This window comes from Nocardioides zeae, from assembly GCF_010686755.1.
Taxonomy (GTDB): domain Bacteria; phylum Actinomycetota; class Actinomycetes; order Propionibacteriales; family Nocardioidaceae; genus Nocardioides; species Nocardioides zeae.
Window position 1 is genome coordinate 139,330 of sequence record NZ_JAAGXA010000001.1, and the last position, 12,360, is coordinate 151,689.

Sequence of the window (12,360 nt, forward strand, 5' to 3'; positions counted from 1 at the left end):
CGCAACCACCGGAAGGAACTTGATGTCCACCGAGCCCACCCCTGGCAACGAGCACGGCCAGATCACGACCGACGAGCCCGTACCGGCTCCCGGCGAGGCCTCGGGCTGCCCCGTCGCCCACGGCGACCAGCTGCCCCACCCGACGCAGGGTGAGCCGAACCGCGTGTGGTGGCCCAACCGCCTCAACGTCGACATCCTGGCCAAGCACGCCCCGGCCAAGGACCCGATGGACCCCGACTTCGACTACGCCGCCGAGTTCTCCTCGCTCGACCTGGCGGCCGTGAAGCGCGACATCGCCCACGTCCTCACCGACTCGCAGCCGTGGTGGCCGGCTGACTTCGGCACCTACGGCCCGTTCATGATCCGCATGGCGTGGCACTCGGCCGGCACCTACCGCGTCTTCGACGGCCGCGGTGGCGCGGGCGCCGGCATGCAGCGCTTCGCGCCGCTCAACAGCTGGCCCGACAACGTCAACCTCGACAAGGCCCGGCGCCTGCTGTGGCCGGTCAAGAAGAAGTACGGCAAGAAGATCTCGTGGGCCGACCTCATGGTCCTCACGGGCAACGTGGCGCTCGAGGAGATGGGCTTCTCCACCTTCGGCTTCGCCGGTGGTCGCGCCGACGTCTGGGAGCCGGACGACGACGTCTACTGGGGCTCCGAGACGGCGTGGCTCGGCACGGACAAGCGCTACTCCGGCGACCGCGAGCTCGAGAAGCCGCTGGGTGCGACCACCATGGGTCTCATCTACGTGAACCCCGAGGGCCCCGAGGGCCAGCCCGACCCGCTGGCCGCCGCCCGCGACATCCGCGAGACGTTCGGCCGCATGGCGATGAACGACGAGGAGACCGTCGCGCTCATCGCCGGTGGTCACACCTTCGGCAAGACGCACGGCGCCCACCAGGACGACAAGCTCGGCCCGGACCCGGAGGCCGCGCCCCTGGAGAACCAGGGCATCGGCTGGAAGAACGGCTACGGCGCCGGCAACGGTGCGGACACGGTCACCAGCGGTCTGGAGGTCACCTGGACCTACCACCCGACCCGCTGGGACAACGAGTTCTTCCACATCCTGTTCGCCTACGAGTGGGAGCTCTTCCAGAGCCCCGCGGGCGCGAACCAGTGGCGGCCGAAGAACGGCGCCGGCGCCGACATGGTGCCGCACGCCCACGGCGAGGGCCGGCAGGAGCCGCGCATGCTCACCACCGACCTGGCCCTGCGCTTCGACCCGGTCTACGAGCAGATCTCGCGCAAGTTCAAGGACGACCCGGTCGCCTTCGGCGACGCGTTCGCCCGCGCCTGGTTCAAGCTGACCCACCGCGACATGGGCCCGATCCAGCGCTACCTCGGCCCCGAGGTCCCCGCCGAGACCCTCATCTGGCAGGACCCGGTCCCCGCGGCCGACTACGAGGCCATCGACGGCGAGGACATCGCGTTCCTCAAGAGCGAGGTGCTCAGCTCCGGCCTGTCCGTCGGCGAGCTCGCCGGTACGGCGTGGGCGTCGGCCTCGACGTACCGCTCGAGCGACAAGCGGGGCGGCGCCAACGGCGCGCGCATCCGTCTCGAGCCCCAGAAGGGCTGGGAGGTCAACAACCCCGACCAGCTCGCCCGGGTGCTCGGCGTGCTCGAGGGCATCGCGGACCGCTTCAACGAGCAGGCCGGCGCGAAGCGCGTCTCCCTCGCCGACCTCATCGTCCTCGCGGGCTCCGCGGCGGTCGAGCAGGCGGCGAAGGAGGGCGGCGTCGAGATCGAGGTGCCGTTCACCCCGGGGCGCACCGACGCGACGCTCGAGCAGACCGACGTCGAGTCGTTCAGCCACCTCGAGCCCGTCGCCGACGGCTTCCGCAACTGGCTGGGCAAGGGCAACCGCCTCCCGGCGGAGTTCCTGTTCGTCGACCGCGCCAACCTGCTGGGCCTCACCGCCCCGGAGGCGACCGTGCTCGTGGGCGGCCTGCGCGTGCTCGGCACCAACACGGACGGCTCCAGCACGGGCGTGTTCACGGACAAGGTCGGCACGCTGTCCAACGACTTCTTCGTGAACCTGCTCGAGCTCGGCACCGAGTGGGCGCCGACCGACGACACCAAGGAGACCTACACGGGCACCACGGCGACCGGCGAGACCCTCGTCGGCAGCCGTGTGGACCTGGTCTTCGGTGCGAACTCCGAGCTGCGGGCGCTGGCGGAGGTCTACGCCAGCGACGACGCGAAGGAGAAGTTCGTGCGCGACTTCGTCGCCGCGTGGACGAAGGTCATGAACGCGGACCGGTTCGACCTGGCCTGAGCGCCACGGCAGCACAGCACCACCCGGCACGGGGCTCGCGGCGCACTCCGCGGGCCCCGTTGTCGTCGTCGGCGGCGTGGTCCGATGAGTCGGACGCGCTTCGATCTGTTGAGTGCGTGTTCTGCCACGCAGGGGCCTGTCACGTCTCTACTGTGTCCTCGTGCACCCCAATCAGGGTGCGTGAGCAAGGGGGAGACATGCGAAGCAGCTCGATGAAGTTCGGCGCGGTGGTTGCGGGCGCGGCGGTCGTGATGGCCGGCAGCGCGCTAGGGGCGAGCGCGGCCTCCAAGAGCAAGTCGCTCGAGGTCGAGTGCAACGGGACGTCAGTGGCCACGGGTACGACGATCGTCCAGGGCAGCACCGGCACCTTCAAGATCCGCCAGGACTCGGCCGACGACAATCGTCGGACCGACTGGAATGCCGTCTCGTCCAACGGCAACTCGCTCGGATACAAGATGACCGGCACGGGGGACACCGTGAGCTGGAGCGGTGTTCGGCCGTCGACGTACACGGTGAAGGCCAAGAAGTACGTGCCGAGCGACTGCAGCGTCCTCCCGTTCAACGGAGGTAGCTACACCGTCAACTACACCGTCACCTCGCGGTCCTGACCACGTGTCACTCCGACACACCCTGGTGGTGGCGTGCGCCCTGGCGTGCGCCACCACCGTCAGCGCATGTGGCGGGTCGTCCGAGCAGGAGGCCGCGGGCCTCACGGCGGATGCCGCCGCCTTCGACGGTCTGGACCAGGCCGTCGTCGAGGAGGTGCTCGAGAACCCGGACGCGGTGGGCAAGATCGAGGACGAGGCGTCGTCGTCGGCAGCCGCGAGCATGGCCCAGGGCATCACGATCAACTTCGTCGTCTGCCGTCGTGTGGCGGCGGACTACCGCACGTGGGTGACGACGGGCGCCGTACCGACGCTCGCTGCCCTGCCCGAGCCGACCCGTCCGCAACAGCCGTCCTACGCCGACTGGCAACGGATGCACGACGACCTCGCCGCGCTCTACGCGAGCGGCGACCCGGCGCAGGTGCGCGGCTTCCTCACCGGCGAGTCGTCGTGTGGCCACTGGATCCCGGCCGAGCCCGGTGACGTCTCCGGGCCGACGGTGGAGGACGTGGTCGGGGAGATCGGATGAGGCGCGCCCGCGGCGTGATCGTGGCCGTTGTCGTGATCGTCGCAGGAGCGAGCGCGTGCTCCACGCGATCCGGCGACGACATCGTCGGGGGTGACGCTGCGCCGGTGGAGGACGGGGCGACGGATCCGGTCGCCCAGGTCCGGCGGACGACGTTGGACGTGCGCTACACCCTCGACGCGGTCACGGCCGAGGGAAGCAGGGTGTCGCTGCTCCCGAGCACCCAGTTCGCCCTGGAGGGCCCGCTCGTCACCGAGGGGCAGGGGGTGAGCGCCGGGCAGCCGGTCGGCGCCATGGTGGTCCGTCCGGCCGTGCGTGCCGCGCTCGACGGCACAGGCGCCACGGGCGCGAGCGCGTCCACGTTGGCCAGCCTGCAGGCTCAGGAGGGACCGGCGGTGGCGCCGGTCGCCGGGTCCTTCGCCAGCGGCGACGGCGAGGCCTGGATCGATGCTCCGGGGATGGACGTCACGGCCCCGCTCACCCCGATCCAGTACCTGCGCTTCCTCTCGATGCGCTTCGAGGCGACGGCTGCGGTCGAGACGCTGACGGGGCCGCGCACGGTCGGCTGTCGCGCTCTCTGGAGCGTGCCGGTCGAGGAGGCGACCCCCGAGGCTGCCGCCACCCTGCACTGCCGCGTGGGGCCCGAGGTCCAGACGGCACCTGCCCTGCGGTCGACGGTCACCATCACGGCGGACGCGCCGCCCGACGTGCTCGTCGCGCCGAACCTGTCCATCGGCTACGACGCCGGGACGGACGGCTACTTCGTGGTCGTCGAGGACGGCGGGTCCACCAGGAAGGTGGAGGTCGAGGTGGGCGTCACCGACGGGGTGAGCCGGGTCGTGAGCGGCGACATCGAGGCCGGGCAGGTCCTCGTCCCGCCGGACGACGTCGACAGCAGTGCGCCGTGACCGCCGCAGCGCAGCTGAGCGGTGTCGGCGTCTCCTACCGCTCCGTGGATGGTCCCGTCGTCGCGCTCCGGGGCGTCGACCTGGTCTGCGAGGCGGCGACGTCGACGTCGATCGTCGGGCGCTCGGGCAGCGGCAAGTCGACGTTGATCTCGGTGCTCTCCCTGCTCCGTCGCCCCACCGAGGGCAGTGTCTGCATCGAGGGGGTGGCCGTCAGCGACATGCGCGAGCGCGAGCGCGCTGCCCTGCGGGCCGGACGCATCGGCATCGTCTTCCAGGCGTTCCACCTCGAGCCGTCGCTCACCGTCGTCGACAACGTGATGCTGGGGTGGCACTTCGCGCCGCACGGACTGTCCCGCGCCGCCGCGCGCGAGAGGGCCTGCTCCGACCTCGAGGAGCTGGGCATCGGCGACCTCGCGGCCCGTCGGCCGCACGCCTTGTCCGGCGGGCAGCGGCAGCGGGTCGCGATCGCGCGCGCTGTCTTCACCCGCCCCGCACTGCTCGTCGCCGACGAGCCGACGGGGAACCTCGACGAGGAGACGGCCGGCGACGTCGCCGCCCTGCTCCTCGCGCTACCGCGGGCGCACGGCACGGCGCTGGTGATGGTCACCCACGACACCACCATCGCCGCCCTCGCGCAGCACCGGATGCGTCTCGACCGGGGGGTGCTCGCGCGTGTGGCACCGTGACGTGGCCAGCACCGTGGCGCTCGCGCTCAAGCTCGCCTGGGCCGGGCGGGTGAGGTTGGTGCTCTCCGTGGTGCTCGTGGCGCTCGCCATGACGGTGTTCCTGGTCGTCACCCAGCTCTCCGCGATCGGCGCCCAGGGGCTCGACGAGGCGATCGACGCGGAGTCGGGAGTGCCCGGCAGCTATGCGGTCGAGATGCAGACCAGCTTCGGGCTGGACCGTGGGCAGCTGGTCGACGCCGTCCACGACGCGCTCGACCCGGTGAGCTCGGAGCCGATCCCGTACGTCGTCGGCTACCCCGACATCCAGCCGGAGTGCCCGCCCTACGACACGCTGGGCCGTGGCATGGTCCGCTTCGTCTACAACGCAGACGGCACGCCCTACGCGTTGCCGTACGGCGCCGACGTCCCCAGCGACACCGAGGTGTGCCTGGCGGGCCAGGCGGTGCCGGCCACCGGGATCTTCGTGCCGTCCGCGGCCCAGGAGAGCCGGTGGGGCCTGAGCCTGCTGTTCGTCGCGCCGGCGTACGAGCACGTCGCCGCGTTGATGACGGCCGAACCCGTGGCTTACCGGTTCGTCGTCACCACCGGACGTGACGACAGCGAGCAGACCATCCGCGCCGCCCTGCGGCAGCGGCTCGGCGACACCGCCCTCCGCTTCGGCAGCAGCGTGGACGAGGCCACGGTGGACGTCGCACGGCTCGACGGCGGTCAGCAGGTCCGCGCGGCGAGCCAGGGCATCAAGACGATCTTCGGCGTCATCGGCTGGGGGGTGCTCGGGCTCGGCGCGCTCGGTCTGCTCATCTCCCAGCTGATCGTCGTCCGGGACCGCATGTGGCTCTTCGGCCTCGGGACCGCGCTGGGGGCGCGCCGGCTCCACGTCGCGATCCTCGTGGCGGTCGACGTCGTGCTCACGGTCGTGCTGGGCGTCGCGGCGGCCGTCCTGGTCGCGGTGCTCGCGCAACCGGTCACCGACCAGGTCGCCCGCTCGACGTTCGGGACCGACGCCGACCTGTTGAACCCGGGCGCGCTGGCGCGCCTGGTGCTGGGCGCCGCGGCGGTCCTGGTCGTCGCCTCGACGTGGCCCGTCCTGCGTGCGACCTCGCAGGACCCGCTCGACGTGCTCGAACCGAAGGTGTCCTGAGTCGGACGGTTTCTGTCCGGTCGAGAAGAATGCGCGCGCCGACGCGGGCGGAGAAAGAAAACGCGGACCCGTGCGGGCGTGACCCTCGGCGTGTCGCGGCGTCGCGTCCGCGTTTTCTTTCGCCGGCTCGGGTCGGCCGCCCGCCTCGTCCGCGTTTTCTTCCCCAAGGCCCCGCTCGCGGCGTACGGGCTTGGGAGTGCGCACTAGCGTCACGTCATGGCGATCAGCAAGGGTGACACGGTCCACTGGAACACCTCGCAGGGCGAGACGACGGGCACGGCGAAGGAGAAGAAGACCAAGCCGTTCCAGCACGACAAGCAGGACTTCAAGGCGAGCGAGGACGAGCCCTACTGGATCGTCGAGTCGGAGAAGACCGGCGCCACCGCGGCCCACAAGGAGTCGAGCCTCCGCAAGGGCTGAACCCCTCCCGGGGTCTCCGGTCGTGGTGTGAGACCTGCGGAAAGCAGCGGCCTCACACCACGACTGGGGCAAGGGGAAGAGCAGGGCTCAGGCCGCTCCCGGCTTGAACAGCGCGCTCGGCGCCGCCTGCTCGCCCACCACCTCGAACCGCTGGCGGGGCAGCGCGTCGGGGTTGTGCGCCTGCACCCAGCCCACGAGCCGCTCGCGCACGAAGCACCGCAGGTCGAAGAGCGTGCCGGGGTCGTCGGCCGTGACGCTGGCCCGGACCTGCACGAATCCCTGCACCGCGTTGGTGACGACGAGGCCGCTCGAGCGGCCGTTGTAGAGCGACGTCTCGCCCAGGCAGCGCTCGAACTCCGCGCGCAGCCCCTGCAGGTCGATCCGCCAGTCGAGGTCGAGCTCGACGGTGCCCATCATCTCGGAGTCCTTGCGGGTCCAGTTCTCGAAGGGCGTGTTGGTGAAGTAGGTGCAGGGGAGCACGAGGCGACGGTCGTCCCAGAGCTTCACCACGACGTACGAGAGCGTGATCTCCTCGATGGTGCCGTACTCGTCCTCCACGATGACGACGTCGTCGATCCGGATCGCGTCGCTGAACGCGAGCTGCAGCCCGGCGAACAGGTTGCCGAGGGTCGACTGCGCGGCGAGGGCCGCGACGACGGAGACGAGACCGGCGGACGCGAGCAGGCTCGCCCCCACGGCACGCACCCCGTCGAAGCTGAGCAGCACGGCGCCGAAGGCGAGCACCACGATCGCGACCACGACGACGCGGCGCGCGACCTGCACCTGCGTGCGGATGCGCTTGGCGTTGCGGGGGTCGAGCTCGAGGTCGGCGCGCCGCAGGGCCGCGTCCACGACGAAGAGGACGACGACGGAGAGCAGCCACGCGCCGTTGACGATGACGAGGATCCGCAGGCCCAGCGCCAGGGTGTCCCACGCCTCCGCTCCGTCGCCGCGCGGCCGGTTGGCGGCGACGACGGCGTTGAGGCCGATGACGAGCACCAGCACCCGGAACGGGAAGCGTGCGGCGCGGACGAGCGCGTCCGCCGGCGGCCACCGGCGTCCCGCGCGCTTGACGGCGGCGGGCACGGCGAACCCCAGCGCGACGGCCACGGCGACGACGATCCCCGTGGACACGAGCAGGTCGGTTGTTCCTGAGGGCATCGCTCCACGGTGACAAAGGCCCCGGGGGTGAGCCAAGTGAGACGCGTCGCACCACGGTGAGAAGGCCCTGAGAAGTTCCCACCGTCAGGGTTCCGTCAGCGCCGACGGCGGGGCCGTCAAGGAACCGTCAGGACGGTCGTGACGACGGCCCGGACGGACGCACGATCCGGAGCGTGAACGACGCCCTCTACGTGACGCTCACCCTCGCGGTGATCGCCCTCCTGACGCTGCTCGTCGGCGTGCTCGACCGGGACCGGTCGGCCGCCCCGCCCCCCGGACCCTCCGACGGCGGTGCCGGCCGGTGAGCGAGCTCCTCCCCGCGGTCGGCCAGGTGCTCGTGCTCGTCGTGGTGCTGGCGCTGGCCGTGCCGCTGCTCGGCCGCCACCTGGCGCACACCTACACCGCCCCCGGACACCTGGCGGTCGAGCGCGGCGCCTACCGCCTCCTGCGCATCGACCCCGACGCCGACCAGCACTGGCGCACCTACGCGCTGTCGGCGCTCGGCTTCTCCCTGGTCGGCATCCTCCTGCTGTACGCCGTGCTGCGGCTCCAGCAGCACCTGCCGCTCTCGCTCGGCTTCGGCGCGCTGCCGGCCGACGGCGCCTGGAACACGGCCGTCAGCTTCGTCACCAACACGAACTGGCAGTGGTACTCCGGCGAGGCCGCGCTCGGCCACCTCGCGCAGGCCACCGGGCTGACCGTGCAGAACTTCGTCTCGGCGGCCACCGGCATGGCCGTGGCGGCCGCCCTCGCCCGCGCCCTGTCCCGCAGCGGGGCCGGCGGACGGATCGGCAACTTCTGGACCGACCTGGTGCGCGGCACCGTCCGGGTGCTCCTGCCGGGCGCCCTCGTCGCCGCGGTGCTCCTGGCGCTGCTCGGCGTCGTGCAGAACCTCTCCGGCGCCCGCACCGTCACGACCCTCACCGGCGGGGAGCAGTCCGTGCCCGGCGGGCCCGTGGCCAGCCAGGAGGCGATCAAGGAGCTCGGCACCAACGGCGGCGGGTTCTTCAACGCGAACTCGGCGCACCCGTTCGAGAACCCGACGCCGCTGACGAACCTGATCGAGATCGTGCTCATGCTGCTCGTCCCGTTCGCGATGGCGTGGGCGTTCGGCCTCATCGTGGGGGACCGGCGCCAGGGCGCCGCCGTGCTGGCGGCGATGGGCCTGCTCCTCGTCGTGGCGGTCGCCCTCCTCACCTGGGCGGAGATGGCGGGCCCGGGCACCGTCCCGCACGCCGCCGGCGGCGCCCTCGAGGGCAAGGAGACACGCTTCGGCACGGCCGGCTCGGCCCTCTTCGCCGCGGTGACCACCGGCACCTCGACCGGCGCGGTGAACTCCCTGCACGACTCGTTCACGGCTCCCGGCGGCGGCGTCGCCATGGTCGGGATGCTCCTCGGCGAGGTATCGCCGGGCGGCGTGGGATCGGGGCTCTACGGGATGCTCGTGCTCGCCGTCGTGACGGTGTTCATCGCCGGTCTCATGGTCGGGCGCACGCCCGAGTACCTCGGCAAGAAGATCGGCCAGCGCGAGATCGTGCTCGTCGCCGTCTACGTGCTCGCCTCCCCGTTCCTCGTGCTCGTCGGGCTCGCTCTCGCGCTGAGCGTCCCGGCCGGCGTCGCCGGCCTGCAGGAGGACGGGGCCCACGGGCTCAGCGAGGCGCTCTACGCCCTCGCCTCGGCCTCCAACAACAACGGCAGCGCCTTCGGCGGCCTGACGTCGGGCACCCCGTTCTGGAACACCCTGCTCGGTCTGGCCATGCTGCTCGGCCGGTTCCTGCCGCTCGTGCTGGTGCTGGCGCTCGCCGGTCGCTTCGCCGCCGCGCAGCGCGTCCCCGTCGGCCCCGGCACCCTGCCGACCCACCGTCCCCTCTTCGTCAGCCTCCTCGTGGGCGTCGCGCTGGTCGTGGTCGGTCTGACCTTCGTGCCCGTGCTCGTCCTCGGCCCGATCGTGGAGTCCCTCTCGTGAACGCACTGCTCGACCCCGCCCAGCTCGCCACCGCCCTGCCCGGCGCCGTGCGCAAGCTCGACCCGCGGGCCCTGCTCGCCACTCCCGTGATGCTCGTGGTCGAGATCGGCGCCGTGCTCACCACGGTGCTCGCCGCGCTCGACCCCAGCGTGCTCGGCTGGTCGGTCACCGCCTGGCTCTGGCTCACCGTGCTCTTCGGCAACCTGGCCGAGTCCGTCGCCGAGGGTCGGGGCAAGGCGCAGGCGGCGAGCCTGCGCGCGCTCCAGTCGGAGACGACGGCGCGGCGCCGTACGGCGGGTGGTCACCTCGAGGAGGTCCCCAGCACGGCCCTGCGGGTCGGCGACCTCGTCGTCGTCGAGGCGGGGGAGCGCATCCCCGGCGACGGCGACGTGGTCGAGGGCGTCGCGTCGGTGGACGAGTCGGCGGTGACCGGTGAGTCCGCCCCGGTGATCCGGGAGTCGGGGGGCGACCGGTGCGCCGTGACGGGCGGTACGACGGTGCTGTCGGACCGCATCGTCGTGCGGATCACGTCGAACCCGGGCCAGTCGTTCGTCGACCGGATGATCGGCCTGGTCGAGGGGTCGGAGCGGCAGCGGACCCCCAACGAGATCGCGCTCAACGTGCTGCTCGGGGCGCTCACCGCCGTGTTCGTCGTGGTCTGCGTGACCCTGTGGTTCGTCGCCGACTTCGCCGGGGCCCCCGTGCCGGTGCTCGTGCTGGCGGCCCTGCTCGTCTGCCTCATCCCCACGACCATCGGCGCGCTCCTCTCCGCCATCGGCATCGCCGGCATGGACCGTCTCGTGCGCCGCAACGTGCTCGCCATGTCGGGCCGGGCGGTGGAGGCGGCGGGCGACGTCGACGTGCTGCTGCTCGACAAGACCGGCACCATCACCTACGGCAACCGGCGCGCCCACGAGGTGCTCGAGGTGCCCGGGGTGCCGCGCGCCGACCTGGTCGAGGCCGCGCTCCTCGCGTCGCTGGCCGACGAGACGCCCGAGGGGCGCAGCATCGTCGAGCTGCTCACGCCCGAGCAGTCCGACGCGGCGCTCCCGGCCGGTGCCACGCTCGTGCCGTTCAGCGCCACGACCCGGTCGAGCGGCTTCGACGCGGGCGAGCGCCAGGTGCGCAAGGGCGCCGCGTCCGCGGTCGGCGGGTGGGTGCGGGAGTCCGGCGGCACCGAGCCCCCGGCGCTGCTGGCCGCGGTCGAGCAGGTGAGCGCCTCCGGCGGCACGCCGCTGGTGGTCGCCGAGCGGGTCGGCGACGCTCCGGCGCGGCTCCTCGGCGTCGTCCACCTCAAGGACGTCGTGAAGGAGGGCATGCGGGAGCGCTTCGACGAGCTGCGGGCGATGGGCATCCGCACCGTGATGGTCACGGGCGACAACGCGGTCACCGCCGCGGCGATCGCGGCGGAGGCGGGCGTCGACGACGTGCTCGCCGAGGCGACGCCCGAGGACAAGATGCGGCTCATCCGTCGGGAGCAGGCGGGCGGCCGGATGGTCGCGATGTGCGGCGACGGCACCAACGACGCTCCCGCGCTCGCGCAGGCCGACGTGGGCGTCGCGATGAACACGGGCACGACCGCGGCCAAGGAGGCCGGCAACATGGTCGACCTCGACTCCGACCCGACCAAGCTCATCGAGGTCGTCGAGATCGGCAAGCAGCTGCTCATCACCCGCGGTGCGCTGACGACGTTCTCCGTGGCCAACGACGTGGCGAAGTACTTCGCCATCCTGCCGGCCCTCTTCGTCGTCGCGTTCCCGCAGCTCGACGTGCTCAACGTGATGCGCCTGTCGTCGCCCGAGTCGGCGATCCTCTCGGCCGTCGTCTTCAACGCGCTCGTCATCGTGGCGCTCATCCCGCTGGCGCTGCGGGGCGTCTCCTACCGCCCCGGCCCGGCCGACGCCCTGCTGCGCCGCAACCTCCTCGTCTACGGGGTCGGCGGGCTCGTCGCGCCGTTCGTCGGCATCAAGCTCCTCGACCTCGTCGTCTCCCTGCTGCCCGGTCTGTGACCGGCGGCCCACCCGAAGGAACCGAAGTGAGAGACCTCCTCGCCCTGCTCCGCCAGAGCCTGGCCGGGCTGCGCGTGCTCGTCGCCGCGACCGTGCTGCTCGGTGTCGCCTACCCGCTCCTCGTCACCGGCATCGCGCAGGTCGCCGTGCCGTGGCAGGCGAACGGCTCCCTCGTCACCGCGGCGGGGGAGCGCACCACCGACGCCGACGAGGCCGTCGGCTCCGTGCTCCTCGGCCAGGCGACCGACGACGACGGCCTCTTCCAGCCGCGACCCTCGGCGGCCGGCGACGGCTGGGACGGGCTCGCCAGCGGTGGCTCGAACCTCGGCCCGGAGAGCCCCGAGCTGCTCGCGCTCGTCGGGGAGCGCCGGGCCGAGGTCGCCGCCCGGGAGGGCGTGGACCCCGCCGCCGTGCCGCCCGACGCGGTCACCGCCTCCGGGTCGGGGCTCGACCCGCAGGTCTCCCCGGCGTACGCCGCGCTGCAGGTGCCCCGCGTCGCCGCGGCCAACGGGCTGGACGAGGCCGCCGTGCGCGCCCTCGTGGCCGAGCACACGGCGGGTCGGACGCTCGGGATCCTCGGCGAGCCCCGGGTGGACGTGCTCGCGCTCAACATCGCGGTGCTCGCCGCCCGCGACGCCGGTGCGGGCGACTAGGTTGGCGCGC

General features: G+C 72.4%; 12 protein-coding genes. 11 read left to right on the forward strand and 1 reads right to left on the reverse strand.

The annotated features are described in order from the left end of the window. Positions 1–22 precede the first annotated feature (22 nt). The 7 genes from katG to G3T38_RS00770 all read left to right on the forward strand — a co-directional run bounded on the left by katG (position 23) and on the right by G3T38_RS00770 (position 6,561). A complete protein-coding gene (gene katG / locus G3T38_RS00740; RefSeq protein WP_163770165.1) occupies positions 23–2,275 on the forward strand; it encodes a catalase/peroxidase HPI in 2,253 nt (750 codons plus the stop codon). A 197-nt stretch (positions 2,276–2,472) separates the two neighbouring features. Further along, positions 2,473–2,883 carry a hypothetical protein gene (locus G3T38_RS00745; RefSeq protein WP_163770166.1) on the forward strand — a complete coding sequence of 137 codons (411 nt, stop codon included), beginning with the start codon at positions 2,473–2,475 and terminating at the stop codon, positions 2,881–2,883. Between the two features lie 4 nt (positions 2,884–2,887). Continuing rightward, positions 2,888–3,409 carry a hypothetical protein gene (locus G3T38_RS00750; RefSeq protein WP_163770167.1) on the forward strand — a complete coding sequence of 174 codons (522 nt, stop codon included), beginning with the start codon at positions 2,888–2,890 and terminating at the stop codon, positions 3,407–3,409. Beyond that, positions 3,406–4,314, forward strand: a complete 909-nt coding sequence (locus G3T38_RS00755; protein WP_163770168.1) for an efflux RND transporter periplasmic adaptor subunit — start codon at positions 3,406–3,408, stop codon at positions 4,312–4,314. Before G3T38_RS00750 ends, G3T38_RS00755 begins: the two co-directional genes overlap by 4 nt. Continuing rightward, the gene (locus tag G3T38_RS00760) at positions 4,311–5,000 is read left to right on the forward strand and encodes an ATP-binding cassette domain-containing protein (RefSeq protein WP_163770169.1); all 690 of its coding nucleotides are present in this window, start codon (positions 4,311–4,313) and stop codon (positions 4,998–5,000) included. Before G3T38_RS00755 ends, G3T38_RS00760 begins: the two co-directional genes overlap by 4 nt. Position 5,001: 1 nt before the next feature. Then, positions 5,002–6,141: an FtsX-like permease family protein gene (locus G3T38_RS00765; protein ID WP_163770170.1), complete on the forward strand. Its 1,140-nt coding sequence runs from the start codon at positions 5,002–5,004 to the stop codon at positions 6,139–6,141. A 216-nt stretch (positions 6,142–6,357) separates the two neighbouring features. Further along, positions 6,358–6,561, forward strand: coding sequence for a hypervirulence associated TUDOR domain-containing protein (locus G3T38_RS00770; RefSeq protein ID WP_163770171.1), 204 nt, complete (start codon positions 6,358–6,360; stop codon positions 6,559–6,561). A gap of 87 nt (positions 6,562–6,648) precedes the next feature. Here G3T38_RS00770 and G3T38_RS00775 read toward each other — a convergent pair whose 3' ends face one another. Continuing rightward, positions 6,649–7,722: a mechanosensitive ion channel family protein gene (locus G3T38_RS00775; protein WP_163770172.1), complete on the reverse strand. Its 1,074-nt coding sequence runs from the start codon at positions 7,720–7,722 to the stop codon at positions 6,649–6,651. A 173-nt stretch (positions 7,723–7,895) separates the two neighbouring features. Here G3T38_RS00775 and G3T38_RS22020 point away from each other — a divergent pair, with 173 nt between their 5' ends. The 4 genes from G3T38_RS22020 to kdpC are packed head-to-tail and all read left to right on the forward strand — an operon-like array spanning position 7,896 to position 12,350. Further along, the gene (locus G3T38_RS22020; RefSeq protein ID WP_275940780.1) at positions 7,896–8,027 is read left to right on the forward strand and encodes a hypothetical protein; all 132 of its coding nucleotides are present in this window, start codon (positions 7,896–7,898) and stop codon (positions 8,025–8,027) included. Then, on the forward strand, positions 8,024–9,688 hold the full coding sequence (kdpA, locus tag G3T38_RS00780; RefSeq protein ID WP_163770173.1) for a potassium-transporting ATPase subunit KdpA: 1,665 nt from the start codon (positions 8,024–8,026) through the stop codon (positions 9,686–9,688). Before G3T38_RS22020 ends, kdpA begins: the two co-directional genes overlap by 4 nt. Then, complete coding sequence (gene kdpB / locus G3T38_RS00785) at positions 9,685–11,697, forward strand: potassium-transporting ATPase subunit KdpB (protein WP_163770174.1); 2,013 nt, start codon at positions 9,685–9,687, stop codon at positions 11,695–11,697. The genes kdpA and kdpB overlap by 4 nt, the downstream gene beginning before the upstream one ends. A gap of 26 nt (positions 11,698–11,723) precedes the next feature. Then, positions 11,724–12,350, forward strand: a complete 627-nt coding sequence (gene kdpC, locus G3T38_RS00790) for a potassium-transporting ATPase subunit KdpC (protein ID WP_163770175.1) — start codon at positions 11,724–11,726, stop codon at positions 12,348–12,350. Positions 12,351–12,360: the final 10 nt, after the last annotated feature.